Genomic DNA, 16,211 nt, shown 5'->3' on the forward strand with positions numbered 1-16,211 from the left:
GAACCATGTTGCCGACACCCGACGAGGTCAAGCAATATATCGCGGCCGGATTGGCCTGCACCCACCTCGAAGTCGAGGGCGACGGTCAGCACTTTTTTGCGACGATCGTCTCGGACGCCTTCGAGGGCAAGCGCCCGATCCAGCGTCACCAGCTCGTCTATGCGGCGCTGGGCGAGCGCATGAAGGCGGAAATCCACGCGCTGAGCATGAAGACGCTGACGCCGGCGGAATGGCGAAACGCATAATCCAGGAAACGTAGTGCGCATTACACAAGACGATATGGCGGCAGCCGGCAGCGGCGCCGCGCGCGAGGGACAGCTCGGCATGGATAAACTTTCGATCGAAGGCGGCCGCCGCCTTTCAGGCGAATTGAGCGTTTCGGGCGCCAAGAACGCGGCCTTGCCGATTCTCTGCGCGAGCCTGCTCGCGGCCGATCCGCTCGAGCTTGCGAACGTGCCGGACCTCAAGGATGTTCGCACGACGCTGACGCTGCTCGAACAGATGGGCGTACGGGCTCGGTTATCGGGCGGCACGGTGTCGCTCGATGCTACGCATGTCGACAATCCGGTCGCGCCTTACGAACTCGTGAAAACGATGCGGGCGTCGATTCTCGTGCTCGGACCGCTCCTGGCCCGCTTCGGCACGGCGAAAGTGTCGCTGCCGGGCGGCTGCGCCATCGGTGCGCGGCCGGTCGATCAGCACATCAAGGGCTTGCAGGCGATGGGCGCCGACATCAGCATCGAGCATGGCTACATCGAGGCGCGGGCGCGCCGGTTGAAGGGCGCGCGCATCGTGACCGACATGGTCACGGTGACCGGAACCGAAAATCTGCTGATGGCGGCCGTGCTCGCCGACGGCGAGACGATTCTCGAAAACGCCGCGCGCGAGCCCGAGGTCGGCGATCTGGCGCATCTGCTCGTGGCGATGGGAGCGAAGATCGACGGCATCGGTACGGATCGTCTCGTGATCCAGGGTGTCGAGAAGCTGCATGGCGCGCGTCACGCGGTGATCCCCGACCGGATCGAAGCCGGCACGTTCCTGTGCGCCGTCGCGGCGGCGGGGGGCGACGTCATGCTGCGCGACGTGCGCCCGAGTACGCTCGATGCGGTCACGGCCAAGCTGCGTGAGGCCGGCGTGACGATCGAAGAGGGCGACGACTGGCTGCGCGTTCGGATGGACGGGCGCCCGAGCGCCGTCAGCGTGCGCACGTCGGAGTACCCGGCGTTCCCGACCGATATGCAGGCCCAGTTCATGGCGCTCAATGCGATTGCCGAAGGCAGTGCGCAAGTCATCGAGACGATCTTCGAAAACCGCTTCATGCACGTGCAGGAATTGAACCGCCTCGGCGCGCATATCGCCATCGACGGCAATACGGCGCTCGTCACGGGCGTGCGCGAACTGTCGGGCGCGACGGTCATGGCCACCGACCTGCGGGCCTCGGCGAGCCTCGTGATCGCCGGCTTGACGGCGCAAGGCGAGACCATCGTCGAGCGCATCTACCATCTCGATCGAGGCTACGATCGGATGGAGGACAAACTCACGCGCATCGGCGCGAACGTGCGCCGCGTTCCTGCGCATTCCGGAGCTCGCGCATGAGTGCCCAACCGTTGACGCTCGCGCTCTCGAAGGGGCGCATTTTCGAAGAGACGATGCCGCTCCTGGCGGCAGCCGGCGTCGAGGTATCGGAAGACCCCGAGACTTCGCGCAAGCTGATCCTGCCGACGAGCGCCGGCAACTTGCGCGTCATCATCGTGCGCGCGACCGACGTGCCGACCTACGTCGAGTACGGCGCAGCCGATTTCGGCGTCGCGGGCAAGGATGTGCTGCTCGAGCACGGCGGCGGCGGTTTGTACCAGCCCGTCGATCTGAACATCGCGCGTTGCCGCATGTCGGTCGCCGTGAAGGCGGGCTTCGATTACGCGAACGCGGTGCGCCAAGGCGCCCGTCTGCGCGTGGCGACGAAGTACGTGCAAACGGCTCGCGAGCATTTCGCGGCGAAGGGTGTGCACGTCGATCTGATCAAGCTCTACGGCTCGATGGAACTCGCGCCGCTCGTCGGGCTGGCCGATGCGATCGTCGACCTCGTCAGCTCGGGCGGAACGCTGCGCGCGAACAATCTCGTCGAGGTCGAGGAAATCATGGAGATCTCTTCGCGCCTCGTGGTGAACCAGGCTGCGCTCAAGCTCAAGCGCGCGGCGCTCAAGCCGTTTCTCGACGCGTTCGAACGCGCCTCGAAACGAGGCACGGCGCCCGCGTAAGCGGTGCGACGAGCCGACTTGGCAACGCGCGCCTTACCGAACGGATACCAGCATGTCTTTGAAGATTCGCAAACTCGATTCGAGCGCCGCCGATTTCGACGCGACGCTCGCGGCGGTGCTCGCCTTCGAGGCGAGCGAGGATGAAGCGATCGAGCGCTCGGTTGCACAGATTCTCGCCGACGTGAAAGCGCGCGGCGATGAAGCCGTGCTCGAGTACACCAACCGCTTCGATCGGCTCGACGCCACCAGCGTGGCAGCGTTGGAGCTGCCCCCTGCCGCGCTCGAAGCGGCGCTGGAGGGCCTTCAGCCGAAACAGCGTGCCGCGCTCGAAGCGGCGGCCGCGCGCGTGCGCGCCTACCACGAGAAGCAGAAGATCGAATGCGGCAGCCATAGCTGGCAATACACGGAAGCCGACGGCACGGTGCTCGGTCAGAAAGTCACGCCGCTCGATCGCGCCGGCATCTATGTGCCGGGCGGCAAGGCCGCCTATCCGTCCTCCGTGCTGATGAACGCCGTACCGGCGCGCGTGGCCGGCGTACGCGAGATCGTCATGGTCGTGCCGACCCCCGACGGCGTGCAAAACCCGCTCGTGCTGGCGGCTGCGCTCTTGGGCGGAGTCGATCGCGTCTTCACGATCGGCGGCGCGCAGGCGATCGGCGCACTTGCATACGGAACCGAGACGGTACCTGCCGTCGACAAGATCTGCGGTCCCGGCAACGCGTACGTGGCGTCGGCCAAACGACGCGTATTCGGCACGGTGGGCATCGACATGATCGCCGGCCCGTCGGAAATCCTCGTGCTGTGCGACGGAACGACGGATCCCCGCTGGATCGCGATGGATCTTTTCTCGCAGGCCGAGCACGACGAGCTCGCACAGTCGATCCTGCTGTGTCCGGATAAAGCATTCATTGCGCGCGTGGAGGAGGCGATTGCCGAGCTCTTGCCGACGATGCCGCGCCGTGACGTGATTCAGCGTTCGCTCGAGGGCCGTGGCGCGCTCGTCAAGGTGCGCGACATGGCCGAGGCCTGCGCGATCGCGAACCGGATCGCGCCGGAGCACCTCGAGATTTCGGCGCTCGACGCGCAACAGTGGGCGAAGGAAATCCGTCATGCCGGAGCGATCTTCATCGGCCGCTTCACGAGCGAGAGCCTCGGCGACTACTGCGCCGGCCCGAATCACGTGCTCCCGACCTCGCGTACCGCGAGATTTTCGTCACCGCTCGGCGTCTACGATTTCTTCAAGCGCTCGAGCGTGATCGAAGTCAGCGCCGAGGGCGCGCAAACGCTCGGCGAGATCGCGGCGGAACTCGCGTATGGGGAAGGGCTGCCGGCGCATGCCAAGAGCGCCGAGTACCGCATGAAGCAAACCGGCTGAGAGCGACGACCATGACCCGACCGCAAGACATCATCCGCCCCGACGTGCTGGGCATGACGAGCTATCCCGTTCCCGATGCAACGGGGCTCGTCAAGCTCGATGCGATGGAAAATCCGTTCACGCTGCCCGAGGCGCTCGCCACGGAGCTCGGCGAACGCCTCGCGGGCGTGGCGCTCAATCGCTATCCGGCGCCGCGTCCGGCCGCGCTCATCGAAAAACTGAAGCGGGTAATGGGTGCGCCCGCGGGCAGCACCGTGCTGCTCGGCAACGGCTCCGACGAGATCATCAGCATGATCGCCGTCGCCTGTGCGAAGCCGGGCGCGAAGCTGTTGGCGCCCGCGCCCGGCTTCGTCATGTACCAGATGTCGGCGAAATTCGCGCAGCTCGAATTCGTCGGCGTGCCGCACCGGCCCGATCTGACGCTCGATACCGACGCAATGCTCGCCGCGATCGCCGAGCACGCGCCGGCCATCGTCTATCTGGCCTATCCGAACAATCCCACCGGCACGCTGTACCCGGATGCCGATATCGAGCGGATCATCGCGGCGGCGACCAAAAGCCTCGTCGTCATCGACGAGGCCTACCAGCCGTTCGCCCAGAAAAGCTGGCTTTCGCGCGTACTGCAGTTCGACAACGTCGTGGTGATGCGCACCGTGTCGAAGCTCGGGCTGGCGGGAATCCGGCTCGGCTATCTGGTGGGCTCGCCGGCCTGGCTCGACGAGCTCGACAAGGTTCGCCCGCCGTTCAACATCAATGTACTGACGCAGGCGGCGGCCGAGTTCATGCTCGATCATGTCGAGGATGTGCTGGAAGTCCAGGCCGCCCGGTTGCGTGCCGAGCGCGAGACTCTTGCCCAGGCCATCGCAGCGTTGCCGGGCACGACCGTGTTCCCGAGTGCAGGCAATTTTCTGCTCGTGCGGGTGCCCGACGCGGACGCGGTGTTCGAAACGCTGCTGGCTGCGCGGGTTTTGATCAAAAACGTGGGTAAAATGCACCCGTTGCTGACCGATTGTGTGCGTTTGACCGTGGGTACGCCCGAAGAGAATGCCCAAATGCTGGCGGCACTCAAGCTCATATTGAAGTAACTACTGAAAATTCGTGCCGTCGTCGCCCTGGGCGTGCGGCGGCCGGCACATTTCGCCCCACACCCTTTGCAGTCAGATTCGAGGTTTTCCATGCGCGTAGCGGAAGTCGTTCGCAATACCAGCGAAACGCAGATCCGTGTGAAGGTCAATTTGGACGGTACCGGTCAGCAAAAGCTCGCGACCGGCGTGCCGTTTCTCGACCACATGCTCGACCAGATCGCCCGTCACGGCTTGATCGATCTCGAGGTCGAGGCGCAGGGCGACCTCCATATCGACGATCACCACACGGTGGAAGATACGGGTATCACGCTCGGCATGGCTTTCGCCCAGGCGGTCGGCGATAAAAAGGGTATTCGCCGCTACGGCCACGCCTACGTACCGCTCGACGAGGCGCTCTCGCGCGTGGTGGTCGACTTCTCGGGGCGGCCGCTGCTGGACATGCATGTGCCGTTCACCCGCGCGCGCATCGGCACGTTCGATGTCGATCTGGCGAGCGAATTCTTTCGCGGCTTCGTCAATCATGCGAAGGTGACGCTCCATATCGACAATCTGCGCGGCGTGAACGCGCATCATCAGATGGAAACGGTCTTCAAGGCGTTCGGCCGGGCGTTGCGCATGGCCGTCGAACTCGACGAACGTGCGGCGGGGCAGATCCCGTCGACCAAAGGCACTCTTTAAAGCGAGGACGGCTCACCGGCGCGCGCGCCGCGCACACCGATGGATCTTCTCAAATCGTTTATTTCGCTGCTGGCGCTGATCAATCCGATCGGCGCCGTGCCGTTTTTCCTGAGCCTGACATCCGAACATTCGGAGGGTGAGAGGCGGCGCACGATTCGCATCGCTTCGATTTCGGTGTTTTGCGTGATTGCCGTCACGACGCTGCTCGGCCAGCAAATCATCGGCTTCTTCGGCATCTCGGTCGGCTCGCTGGAAGTCGGCGGCGGCATCATCATGCTGCTGATGGCTATCAGCATGCTCAACGCGCAGGTCGGCAACGCGCGCGCCACGGCGGAGGAGCGCGACGAAGCCGAATCGAAGAACAGCATCGCGGTCGTGCCGCTCGCGATCCCGCTGCTGACGGGGCCGGGTTCGATCAGTACGGTGATCGTCTATGCGGCGAGCGCGCATCATTGGTACGACCGGCTCGGGCTCGTGGCGATCGGCCTGGCCATCGCGGTCATCTGCTTCGGAACGCTGAGGCTCGCGGCGCCGATTGCCCGCTGGATCGGACAGACCGGTATCAATATCGGCACGCGGTTGATGGGTTTGATGTTGTCGGCGCTGGCGGTGGAGTTCATCGTCGACGGATTGAAGGCGTTACTGCCTAATTTGAGATGAAGACGTCAATTGCGATTGTGGATTACGGTATGGGCAACCTGCGCTCGGTGCAGCAGGCGCTGAAAAAGGCGGCCCCGGAAGCGGACGTGGCGATCGTCGATCGGCCCGAAGGCATCCGCACCGCCGATCGCGTCGTGCTGCCCGGCCAGGGCGCGATGCGCGACTGCATGCGCTCGTTGCGCGAATCGGGGCTCGAGGAGTCGGTGCTCGAGGCGGCGCGCACCAAACCCTTGATGGGCGTGTGTGTCGGCGAGCAGATGTTGTTCGACTGGAGCGAGGAAGGCGATACGAAGGGGCTGGGCCTGCTGCCCGGCAAAGTCGTGCGCTTCGAGCTCGATGGCCGGCTGCAGGACGACGGCTCGCGCTTCAAGGTGCCGCAAATGGGCTGGAACCGCGTCCGACAGGCGGTGCCGCACCCGCTGTGGGACGGCGTGCCCGATGGCAGCTATTTTTATTTCGTGCACAGCTACTATGCCGTGCCCGACAATCGCGCTCATACGGCGGGGGAAACGGACTACGGCGGGCTGTTTGCGTCGGCAGTGGCCCGCGACAACGTGTTCGCGACACAGTTTCACCCCGAAAAGAGCGCCGAATCGGGGCTGCGCGTTTATCGCAACTTCGTGCACTGGAACCCTTGAATGTCGCGCTTTTTGCATCGAAATGACGGCTTGAGCGTCGAAAGAGTGTACTAAACTAGCGAGACGGTTCGCCGTGCGCCCGTATCCAGGCGCGCCGGCGGGCATCCACGATACCCAACCATCCAGACTTACGCGATTGCTATGCTGCTGATTCCCGCCATCGACCTCAAGGACGGTCAGTGCGTGCGCCTGAAACAAGGGGATATGGACCAGGCGACGATATTCTCCGAGGACCCTGCCGCGATGGCCCGTCACTGGGTCGAGCGCGGTGCGCGGCGGCTGCATCTCGTCGATCTGAACGGCGCGTTTGCCGGCAAGCCGAGAAACGAGGAAGCGATCCGAGCGATCATCGAGGAAGTCGGTACCGAGATTCCCGTCCAGTTGGGCGGCGGCATCCGCGACCTCGAAACGATCGAACGGTACCTCGACGACGGTCTCTCGTATGTGATCATCGGCACCGCGGCCGTGAAGAATCCTGGTTTCCTGCAAGACGCCTGCACGGCATTCGGCGGCCACATCATCGTCGGGCTCGACGCCAAGGACGGTAAGGTCGCCACCGACGGCTGGAGCAAGTTGACGGGCCACGAAGTCGTCGATCTCGCGCAGAAATTCGAAGACTACGGTTGCGAATCGATCATCTACACGGATATCGGGCGCGACGGCATGCTCCAGGGCATCAATATCGATGCGACGGTACGGCTTGCCCGCGCGGTGAAAATCCCGGTGATCGCAAGCGGCGGTTTGTCCAGCCTCGCGGATATCGATTCGCTGTGCGAAGTCGAGGATGAAGGCATCGAAGGCGTCATCTGCGGGCGCGCGATCTATTCGGGTGATCTCGATTTCACCGCGGCGCAAACGCGCGCCGATACCTTGCGCGAATCGGACGACGCTTGAGCGCGCCGTACCCGCGCAACCCATCGCTCTCGAAAGGACGGCGCCGCCGGCTTTCGCGAAAGGGCGGCCCATCAGCAGCGGCACCTGCATCATCATGGCTCTAGCTAAACGCATCATCCCTTGTCTCGACGTGACCGCCGGGCGCGTCGTGAAGGGCGTCAATTTCGTCGAGCTGCGCGACGCGGGCGACCCCGTCGAAATCGCGCGCCGCTACGACGAACAAGGCGCCGACGAACTGACGTTCCTCGATATCACCGCCACCTCCGACGGGCGCGACCTGATTTTGCCGATCATCGAGGCCGTGGCTTCGCAAGTGTTCATTCCGCTCACGGTGGGCGGCGGCGTGCGTGCTGTGGAGGACGTGCGCCGGCTTCTGAACGCGGGGGCGGACAAGGTCAGCATGAATTCCTCTGCGGTGGCCAACCCGCAGCTCGTGCGCGATGCGTCCGATAAGCATGGAGCGCAGTGCATCGTCGTTGCGATCGACGCAAAGCGCGTCTCGGGTGCCGACGAGGCCCCGCGCTGGGAAGTCTTCACGCATGGCGGGCGCAAGGCGACGGGGCTCGATGCCGTCGAGTGGGCGCGCAAGATGGCCGAACTCGGTGCGGGCGAAATCCTGCTGACGAGCATGGACCGCGACGGCACGAAAAGCGGATTCGACCTGGCGTTGACGCGCGCTGTCTCGGATGCCGTACCGGTGCCGGTGATTGCGTCAGGCGGGGTGGGATCGCTGCAAGACCTGACCGATGGCGTTGTCGAAGGCCGTGCCGACGCCGTTTTGGCCGCCAGCATCTTCCACTACGGCCAGCATACGGTCGGCGAGGCCAAGCGCTTCATGGCCGCGCAGGGCATTGCCGTGAGACTCTAGGATCGAGACGGTACGAACATGATTACACCCGACAAACCCTGGCTCGACAAAGTCCAGTGGGACGTGAACGGTCTCGTGCCGGTCATCGCACAGGAAGTCTCGACGAACGACGTGCTGATGTTCGCGTGGATGAACCGCGAGGCGCTTGCGAAAACGATCGAGACGGGCCGCGCGGTTTACTTCTCGCGTTCGCGTCAACGGCTCTGGTTCAAAGGCGAGGAGTCCGGCCACGTACAGCGTGTGCACGAAGTGCGGCTCGATTGCGACGAAGACGTGGTGCTTCTGAAGGTCGAGCAGGTATCGGGCATTGCCTGCCATACCGGCCGGCATTCATGCTTTTTCCAGAAATTCGAAGGCACCCTTGACGAGGGCGACTGGGTCGCCGTCGATCCGGTGCTGAAAGACCCCGAACAGATTTATCGATAATGGCCACCCAACCGATGCCTTTGACCGAAGATACGCTCGTCCGGCTTGCCGCGATCATCGACAGCCGCAAGGGCGGCGACCCCGAAAGCTCCTACGTTGCGCGGCTTTTTCATCGCGGTGACGACGCGGTGCTCAAGAAGATCGGCGAGGAGGCGACCGAGGTCGTTCTCGCCGCCAAGGACGTACGTCAGGGCGGCGCGCGCGTGGCGCTCGTCGGCGAGGTGGCGGACCTCTGGTTCCATTGCCTCGTCATGCTGTCGCATTTCGACTTGAGCCCGGCGGACGTCATCGCCGAACTCGAGCGGCGCGAGGGCATGTCGGGCATCGAGGAAAAGGCGCTCCGAAAGCGGCGTGAGCGCGAGGAAAACGGCGGCTGAATCGGGCTGCCGGCCGATCGACGGCAACATTCACGAAGCGAGGAGAGCCACCATGGATGACCCGCAAGGCGGACGGACCCCGGCGGCGTATACGGGCACGATCGATGCCGATCGCGAGCGCAGCATCCGCACGCTGACGCACGTCATTTATGGGCTCTATGCGCTGCACTGGTTCACGGGCGGTGTGTCAGGACTCGTCGCGATCATTCTCGACTACTTGAAACGCGGCGATGCGGCGGGCACGCCGTACGCCGATCACTTCCAATGGCAGATCCGCACCTTCTGGTTCGGTGTCGCAGGCTACATCATCGGTGGCGTTCTCGTTTTCGCGATAATCGGATTTCCGATTCTGGCGGCCGTGTCGATCTGGATGCTCTATCGGATCGTCAAGGGTTGGCTGTATCTTTACGAAACGAAGCCGCTCGATCCGAGCGCCTGGTTCTGAGGCGGCGCATTGAACAACCGGGAAGACCATGAGCCACGAAAACTGTCTTTTCTGCAAGATCGCCGCCGGCGAAATTCCGAGCGCGAAGGTCCACGAGGACGACGAGTTCGTCGCGTTCAAGGACATCCGCCCCGCGGCGCAAACGCATATCCTCGTCATCCCGAGACGACACATCGATACGCTGTCTCACTGCGTCGAAAGCGACGCACCGCTGCTTGGTAGAATGATGATTCTGGTGTCGCAGCTCGCCGATAAGCTCGGCTGCGCGTACACGGGCGGCGAGACAGGTTTTCGCACGGTCATCAACACAGGGCCGGGCGGCGGACAGGAGGTCTATCATCTGCACGCGCATCTGCTCGCGGGGCCGCGTCCGTGGCAACGGATGGGCTGACGCCCAACGTGTATTGCGCAGAACAAAAGGGTATGCGGGGTAGAGACGACGGAGCGCATGCGCGCTGATTGCGGCTGCAAGGCCGATGTTGCTTGGCCGGGCATGAATTTCCATGCAGCGGCGGGGTTCTGGAGATTTTCATGGGTTCGTTTAGCGTTTGGCATTGGCTGATCGTGCTGCTGATCGTGGCGCTGGTTTTCGGCACGAAAAAGCTGCGCAATATCGGCAGCGATTTGGGCAGTGCCGTGAAGGGTTTCAAAGAGGGCATGAAGGAACACGAGACACCGGGCCCGGCTGCGAATGGCGGCGAGCATCCCGAGTTGCCGACCGCGCGCACGGTCGACGTCGAGGCGAAGGAAAAAACCCGTTCGGGCGACTACCGCTGATGCGCGGAGCGACGCTGCGAGGCCTGCCGGGATAGAACGACAACCATGCTCGACCTCGGTCTCACCAAAATGGCGCTGATCGGCGTGGTCGCGCTGGTCGTGCTCGGCCCCGAGCGGCTGCCCCGTGTGGCGCGCACCGCCGGGGCGCTGTTCGGCCGCGCACAGCGCTATATCAACGATGTCAAAGCCGAAGTTACGCGCGAAATCGAGCTCGACGAATTGCGCCGCATGAAGAGCGAGTTCGAAGCCGCCGCGCACAACGTCGAAAACACGATTCACGAAAACGTCCGGCGCCACGAAGCCGAGCTCAACGAGGCCTGGCAGGCCGGCACGAGCGTTTCGCCGAGCATCGCCGGCGGTGGGGCGTCGTCGGACGGCTCCGACAGTGGGGTGTCCACGTGGTCGCGCGGCCCGGCGCTCGCCGAAAAACGCCGCAACTGGCGGGCGAAGCGTTTGACGATGCCCACTTGGTACAAACGGGCGACGGGACGGCGAACGCATGTGCTGTCCGGGGCGGCGCGCGTCGCGCGCCATACGCCGGCCAGCCTGCGCCGGCCGCGGCGCTTTCTCTGACCGGATGGGCATGCCCTTGACGCTTCCCGTCTTCGAGCGTGCGATGCCACGCTTTTCGAATTTCCAACGAGGGCCGGCGTGAGCGACCCGAAACAGAACCAGGACCACGACCCGGAGCAGGGCGACGATTCGCAAGAGACGTTCATCTCGCATCTCGTCGAACTGCGCGACCGCATCATCCGGGCCGGCATCTCCGTCATTGTCGTATTCGTTGCGCTCGTCTATTGGGCCCCCGATATTTTCCGGCTGCTGGCCCGGCCGCTGATGCAAAACCTGCCGAGCGGCGGCAAGATGATCGTCACCGACGTCACGGGCTCGTTTTTCGTGCCGATGAAGGTGACGATGCTCGTTGCATTCGTCATAGCGTTGCCGGTCGTGCTCTACCAGATCTGGGCTTTCGTTGCGCCCGGACTCTATCAGCACGAAAAGCGGCTCATCGCGCCACTCATCGGCAGCAGCTATTCGCTTTTTCTCTGTGGCATGGCGTTCGCCTACTTCGTCGTGTTCCCGACGATTTTCCGTGTCATGGCGCATTACAACGCCCCGCTCGGCGCGGAGATGTCGACCGACATCGACAACTATCTGAGCTTCGTGCTGACGATGTTTCTCGCGTTCGGCGTGACCTTCGAGGTGCCGATCGTGGTCGTGCTGCTCGTGCGCATGGGTTTGCTGACGGTGAAAAAGCTCAGGGAAATCCGCCCTTACGTGATCGTTGGCGCATTCGTGGTGTCGGCCGTCGTCACCCCGCCCGACGTGTTCTCGCAGCTGATCCTGGCCGTGCCGCTCATCGTGCTCTATGAGGCTGGAATCATTGCGGCGCGGCTCCTCGTGGGCAAGGCGCCACCGGTAGCGGACGGCGAGAACGCCGCGAGCTGAAAGCCCGCGAGCGGCTCAAGTCGAGCCAGCCGCGGCGCAAACCGGCCCCGGCCCTTTCCGTCACGCCCGTCACTCGTCTTGTTGGCTGTCGTCGCTGCTGCCTTTCGGCGGAGGCGGGCGCTTGCCGATCATGACGTCGACCAGCATCTCCTTGTTCTTGCGCATCAGACGGATCTTCGCATCGGTGCCGGGCTTGATTTGCGCAATGACGTTCAGAAGCCGCGTCGTGTCGGTGATTTCCTGGCCATTGACGTCGAGCAGCACATCGCCGGGCTTGATGCCGGCCTTGTCGGCGGGACCGCCTTGCAGCACGCCGGCGACGATCGTGCCCTTTTGCTGGAGCCCGAACGATTCGGCGATCGCCGGTGTCACATCCTGCGGCTCGACGCCGATCCAGCCGCGCGTGACCGAGCCCGTCGTAATGATGCTTTCCAGCACGCTCCTGGCTGTGGAGACGGGGATGGCGAAGCCGATGCCGAGCGAGCCCCCGGAGCGCGAGTAGATGGCCGTATTGATGCCGAGCAGGTTGCCGCGGGCATCGACGAGTGCGCCGCCCGAGTTGCCCGGGTTGATCGGCGCATCGGTCTGAATGAAGTTTTCGAATGTATTGATGCCGAGGTGATTGCGCCCGAGTGCGCTGATGATGCCCATCGTCACCGTTTGACCGACGCCGAACGGGTTGCCGATTGCAAGCACCACATCGCCTACGCGCGCCTCGTCGATCCGCCCGAGCGTGATCGTCGGCAGATTCGTCATGCCGATCTTGAGCACCGCGAGGTCCGTTTCGGGATCGACGCCGACCACTTTCGCATTGGTGCGGCGGCCGTCGGCCAGGGCGATTTCGATCTGGTCCGCCCCGTCGACGACATGTTGGTTCGTTAGAATGTAGCCTTCCGAGCTGACGATGACGCCCGATCCGAGGTTCGTTGCCGGCTCATCCTGGGGCGGTTCCTTGCCCCCTTTCGGATTGCCGAAGAAGTAGCGGAACAGTGGGTTGTTGGCCTGCGGGTTGGGCGGCAACGATCCGGCTTTGCCCGAAAACACGTTGACGACGGCCGGCATCGCCCTTTGCGCGGCATCGGCATATGACGTGACCGTCGGTGTCGAGCCTGTACCCGGCGCGACTTCGCGCAGCGCCACGATGGGCGAGGCCAGTTGCTTGCCGAGCTGTCCTTGCCGCTGCAGCCATTGCGGCTTGAGCGTCACGACGATGAACATCAGCGCGAGCAGCACCGTGACCGCTTGGGCAAAGAACAGCCAAAAGCGTCTAAGCATTTGAAGATTAGAGGATTCTATGGATCGGATCGAACTTGAATTGTACTTGAACGATATGCTCGGCACGGCACGCTTCAAGGACTATTGCCCCAATGGGCTGCAAGTCGAGGGGCGCCGCCGCATCGAGAAGATCGCTACCGGTGTCACGGCGTCGCTCGCATTCGTCGAAGCTGCGCGCGAGTGGGGGGCCGACGCATTGCTCGTGCATCACGGCTACTTCTGGCGCAACGAAATGCCGCAGATCGTCGGGCGCAAATATCGGCGCCTGAAGGCCCTCATCGCCAGCGACATGAATCTGTTCGCGTTTCACCTGCCGCTCGATGCGCATCCCGAGTACGGCAATAACGCGCAGCTCGGTGCGCGCATGGGTTTGATTGCCGATGCGCACTTCGGCGCCGACGATCTCGGCTGGATGGCCACGCTGCCGATGCCGATCACGCTCGCTCACTTCACGGCACAAGTCGAGCATACGCTCGGCCGTACGCCACTCGTGCTGGGGGACCCCGAGCGCGAGTTGCGCCGCATCGCCTGGTGCACGGGGGCCGCGCAGAGCTATTTCGAGGCCGCCATCGACGCCGGCGCCGATGTCTTTCTGACGGGCGAGATTTCCGAGCCGACTACGCATATCGCTGCCGAGAGCGGCGTCGCGTTTCTTGCGGCGGGGCACCATGCGACGGAACGCTTCGGGGTGCAGGCGCTCGGCGCCCATTTGTCCGAGCAGTTCGATATCGAACACCTCTTTATCGATATCGATAATCCCGTCTGATTATCGGAATTGCGCTGCGTTGCACGATCCACCCGATACGCGAAATGCTTGAACGAGGCATCGTTTACCGGCCCGACGAGCTGCTGGTGTCTCGGGAAAACCCTTACGGATCAAGCGGTTCGCATGGTTTTTGGCGGACAGGTCTTGTAAATGACGACTCCATTCCCGCAAACTAGCGGGCGGTGGCAAAAAGCGTGACGGAAAATCCAACTCAGAAGTGGGGCGTGTAATGCGAGATAAAGAAGAGGAACGCGTCGACGGCAGCCGCCGTACCTGGCTGATTGCGACGTCCGTAGCAGGCGGCATTGGAGGCGTAGCCGCTGTCATACCGTTTGCAAGCTCGTTGGAACCCTCTGAAAAGGCCAAGGCCGCCGGCGCACCGGTCGAGGTCGATATCGGCGATTTGAAGCCCGGCGAAATGAAGACCGTTGCCTGGCGCGGCAAGCCCGTGTGGATCATCAATCGGACGGACGCCATGCTGGCCGACGTGGTCAAGGCCGACAACGAAGTGGCCGATCCGAACACGAAACATCCGTTTTCGATGCCCGAACCGGCGTACTGCCAGAACGAATACCGTTCGCGCCCCGATCACAAGAACATTCTCGTCCTCGTGGCCGTGTGCACGCACCTGGGCTGCACGCCGACGCCGCGGTTCACCCCGGGACCCCAGCCGAACCTGCCCGGCGACTGGCCCGGTGGCTTTCTCTGCCCTTGCCACGGGTCGACGTATGATCTGGCGGGCCGGGTCTTCAAGAACAAGCCCGCACCGCAGAACCTCGACGTTCCCCCCTACATGTTCACGTCGGCGACCACGATCGTGATCGGCAAGGACGAAAAAGGAGAAGCGTAATGGCGACGACGGAAAAAGAAGCCGTAACGACGACGGGTCTTGCCGGCTGGATCGATCGCCGCTTCCCGATGACGTCCACCTGGAAGGCCCATCTTTCCGAGTACTACGCACCGAAGAACTTCAACTTCTGGTACTTCTTCGGCTCACTGGCGTTGCTCGTGCTCGTGAACCAGATCGTGACGGGCATCTTCCTCACGATGAACTACAAGCCCGATTCGACGCTCGCGTTCGCCTCGGTCGAGTACATCATGCGCGAGGTGCCATGGGGCTGGCTCATTCGCTACATGCACTCCACGGGCGCGTCGATGTTCTTCGTCGTCGTCTATCTGCACATGTTCCGCGGGCTGCTTTACGGTTCGTATCGCAAGCCGCGCGAACTCGTCTGGATCTTCGGTTGCGCGATCTTCCTGTGTCTCATGGCCGAGGCGTTTTTCGGCTATCTGCTGCCGTGGGGGCAAATGTCGTACTGGGGCGCGCAGGTGATCGTGAACCTGTTTTCGGCGATCCCGTTCGTCGGCCCTGACCTTTCGCTGTGGATTCGAGGCGACTACGTCGTGTCCGACGTCACGCTGAACCGCTTTTTCGCGTTTCACGTCATCGCGATTCCGCTGGTGCTGATCGGACTCGTGTTCGTGCATATCGTCGCGCTGCACGAAGTCGGCTCGAACAATCCCGACGGCATTGAAATCAAGGCCAAAAAAGATCCGCACGGTCGCCCGCTCGATGGCATTCCGTTCCATCCGTACTACTCGGTCCATGATTTCATGGGCGTGTGCGTGTTCCTGATGGTATTCGCCGCGATCATCTTCTTCGCACCGGAGATGGGCGGGTACTTCCTCGAGCAGAACAACTTCGTTCCGGCCAATCCGCTGCAAACGCCGCCCGAGATCGCGCCTGTGTGGTACTTCACGGCCTTTTACGCGATGCTGCGTGCCACGACCGATCCGTTCAAGATCGTGCTGATGGTCGTGATCGGGCTGCTTGGGCTCCTTGCGCTCGTGCGGGCACGAGGCAAGTGGAAGATCGGTTTGCCGGTCCTGGCCGTGCTCGTGATCGTTGCGATGTACCTGACCCAATCGAAGTTCTGGGGTGTCGTCGTGATGGGCTCCGCGGTGGTGTCGCTTTGCTTTTTGCCGTGGCTCGACCGCAGCCCCGTGAAGTCGATCCGCTACCGGCCGTTGTTCCACAAGGTTTTCTACGGAATCTTCGTGCTTGCGTTCCTGACCCTCGCTTATCTGGGCACCAAGCCGCCGTCGCCGGCCGCGACGTTGATCGCTCAGATCTGCGCGCTGATCTACTTCGCGTTCTTCCTCGGCATGCCGTTCTGGACGCCGCGCGGCAGGTTCAAGGAGCCGCCGGAGCGTGTTCGGTTCAAGCCCCATTAATCGCG

General features: G+C 63.2%; 21 protein-coding genes. 20 read left to right on the top strand and 1 reads right to left on the bottom strand.

Annotated elements, in window-relative coordinates; translation table 11 throughout:
• Window positions 1–5 precede the first annotated feature (5 nt).
• The 17 genes from ACR9ZC_RS08875 to tatC all read left to right on the top strand — a co-directional run bounded on the left by ACR9ZC_RS08875 (window position 6) and on the right by tatC (window position 11,930).
• Window positions 6–245, top strand: a complete 240-nt coding sequence (locus ACR9ZC_RS08875) for a BolA family protein (protein WP_331568190.1) — start codon at window positions 6–8, stop codon at window positions 243–245.
• Window positions 246–279: 34 nt separating this feature from the next.
• Window positions 280–1,596, top strand: coding sequence for a UDP-N-acetylglucosamine 1-carboxyvinyltransferase (gene murA, locus ACR9ZC_RS08880; protein ID WP_481582628.1), 1,317 nt, complete (start codon window positions 280–282; stop codon window positions 1,594–1,596).
• A complete protein-coding gene (gene hisG, locus ACR9ZC_RS08885; protein WP_481580006.1) occupies window positions 1,593–2,258 on the top strand; it encodes an ATP phosphoribosyltransferase in 666 nt (221 codons plus the stop codon). Before murA ends, hisG begins: the two co-directional genes overlap by 4 nt.
• Window positions 2,259–2,310: 52 nt before the next feature.
• Window positions 2,311–3,633 carry a histidinol dehydrogenase gene (gene hisD, locus ACR9ZC_RS08890; RefSeq protein ID WP_481580007.1) on the top strand — a complete coding sequence of 441 codons (1,323 nt, stop codon included), beginning with the start codon at window positions 2,311–2,313 and terminating at the stop codon, window positions 3,631–3,633.
• A gap of 11 nt (window positions 3,634–3,644) precedes the next feature.
• Window positions 3,645–4,718 (top strand): histidinol-phosphate transaminase, encoded by a 1,074-nt coding sequence (gene hisC / locus ACR9ZC_RS08895; protein ID WP_481580008.1) that lies wholly within the window; start codon window positions 3,645–3,647, stop codon window positions 4,716–4,718.
• A gap of 90 nt (window positions 4,719–4,808) precedes the next feature.
• Window positions 4,809–5,396 (top strand): imidazoleglycerol-phosphate dehydratase HisB, encoded by a 588-nt coding sequence (gene hisB, locus ACR9ZC_RS08900; RefSeq protein ID WP_331568194.1) that lies wholly within the window; start codon window positions 4,809–4,811, stop codon window positions 5,394–5,396.
• 39 nt (window positions 5,397–5,435) lie between these two features.
• Window positions 5,436–6,056, top strand: coding sequence for a MarC family protein (locus ACR9ZC_RS08905; protein WP_331568195.1), 621 nt, complete (start codon window positions 5,436–5,438; stop codon window positions 6,054–6,056).
• Window positions 6,053–6,694, top strand: coding sequence for an imidazole glycerol phosphate synthase subunit HisH (gene hisH / locus ACR9ZC_RS08910; RefSeq protein ID WP_481580009.1), 642 nt, complete (start codon window positions 6,053–6,055; stop codon window positions 6,692–6,694). Before ACR9ZC_RS08905 ends, hisH begins: the two co-directional genes overlap by 4 nt.
• Before the next feature lie 141 nt (window positions 6,695–6,835).
• On the top strand, window positions 6,836–7,588 hold the full coding sequence (gene hisA / locus ACR9ZC_RS08915) for a 1-(5-phosphoribosyl)-5-[(5-phosphoribosylamino)methylideneamino]imidazole-4-carboxamide isomerase (protein WP_331568197.1): 753 nt from the start codon (window positions 6,836–6,838) through the stop codon (window positions 7,586–7,588).
• Between the two features lie 94 nt (window positions 7,589–7,682).
• Window positions 7,683–8,456 carry an imidazole glycerol phosphate synthase subunit HisF gene (gene hisF / locus ACR9ZC_RS08920; protein ID WP_331568198.1) on the top strand — a complete coding sequence of 258 codons (774 nt, stop codon included), beginning with the start codon at window positions 7,683–7,685 and terminating at the stop codon, window positions 8,454–8,456.
• An 18-nt stretch (window positions 8,457–8,474) separates the two neighbouring features.
• Window positions 8,475–8,882 carry a phosphoribosyl-AMP cyclohydrolase gene (gene hisI / locus ACR9ZC_RS08925; protein WP_331568199.1) on the top strand — a complete coding sequence of 136 codons (408 nt, stop codon included), beginning with the start codon at window positions 8,475–8,477 and terminating at the stop codon, window positions 8,880–8,882.
• A 14-nt stretch (window positions 8,883–8,896) separates the two neighbouring features.
• Window positions 8,897–9,259, top strand: a complete 363-nt coding sequence (locus tag ACR9ZC_RS08930; protein WP_481580010.1) for a phosphoribosyl-ATP diphosphatase — start codon at window positions 8,897–8,899, stop codon at window positions 9,257–9,259.
• A gap of 52 nt (window positions 9,260–9,311) precedes the next feature.
• Window positions 9,312–9,704, top strand: coding sequence for a DUF4870 family protein (locus ACR9ZC_RS08935; protein ID WP_481580011.1), 393 nt, complete (start codon window positions 9,312–9,314; stop codon window positions 9,702–9,704).
• Between the two features lie 28 nt (window positions 9,705–9,732).
• Window positions 9,733–10,095: a histidine triad nucleotide-binding protein gene (locus tag ACR9ZC_RS08940; RefSeq protein ID WP_481580012.1), complete on the top strand. Its 363-nt coding sequence runs from the start codon at window positions 9,733–9,735 to the stop codon at window positions 10,093–10,095.
• A gap of 140 nt (window positions 10,096–10,235) precedes the next feature.
• Entirely contained in the window at window positions 10,236–10,481 is a 246-nt protein-coding gene (gene tatA / locus ACR9ZC_RS08945; RefSeq protein WP_331568203.1) for a Sec-independent protein translocase subunit TatA, read from the top strand.
• Between the two features lie 45 nt (window positions 10,482–10,526).
• Complete coding sequence (tatB, locus tag ACR9ZC_RS08950; protein ID WP_481580013.1) at window positions 10,527–11,054, top strand: Sec-independent protein translocase protein TatB; 528 nt, start codon at window positions 10,527–10,529, stop codon at window positions 11,052–11,054.
• A gap of 78 nt (window positions 11,055–11,132) precedes the next feature.
• Entirely contained in the window at window positions 11,133–11,930 is a 798-nt protein-coding gene (tatC, locus tag ACR9ZC_RS08955; protein ID WP_440560080.1) for a twin-arginine translocase subunit TatC, read from the top strand.
• 69 nt (window positions 11,931–11,999) lie between these two features.
• Here tatC and ACR9ZC_RS08960 read toward each other — a convergent pair whose 3' ends face one another.
• A complete protein-coding gene (locus ACR9ZC_RS08960) occupies window positions 12,000–13,205 on the bottom strand; it encodes a Do family serine endopeptidase (protein ID WP_481580014.1) in 1,206 nt (401 codons plus the stop codon).
• Between the two features lie 19 nt (window positions 13,206–13,224).
• On the opposite strand from ACR9ZC_RS08960, the gene ACR9ZC_RS08965 reads away from it, so the two are divergent.
• From ACR9ZC_RS08965 to ACR9ZC_RS08975, 3 genes are all read left to right on the top strand, one after another.
• Window positions 13,225–13,971, top strand: coding sequence for a Nif3-like dinuclear metal center hexameric protein (locus ACR9ZC_RS08965; protein ID WP_481580015.1), 747 nt, complete (start codon window positions 13,225–13,227; stop codon window positions 13,969–13,971).
• 229 nt (window positions 13,972–14,200) lie between these two features.
• Window positions 14,201–14,821: a ubiquinol-cytochrome c reductase iron-sulfur subunit gene (gene petA, locus ACR9ZC_RS08970; RefSeq protein ID WP_331568208.1), complete on the top strand. Its 621-nt coding sequence runs from the start codon at window positions 14,201–14,203 to the stop codon at window positions 14,819–14,821.
• Window positions 14,821–16,206 (top strand): cytochrome b, encoded by a 1,386-nt coding sequence (locus tag ACR9ZC_RS08975; protein WP_331568209.1) that lies wholly within the window; start codon window positions 14,821–14,823, stop codon window positions 16,204–16,206. Before petA ends, ACR9ZC_RS08975 begins: the two co-directional genes overlap by 1 nt.
• The last annotated feature ends 5 nt before the right edge of the window (window positions 16,207–16,211 follow it).

The sequence above is a fragment of the Trinickia sp. HAY1-2D genome (assembly GCF_056754935.1).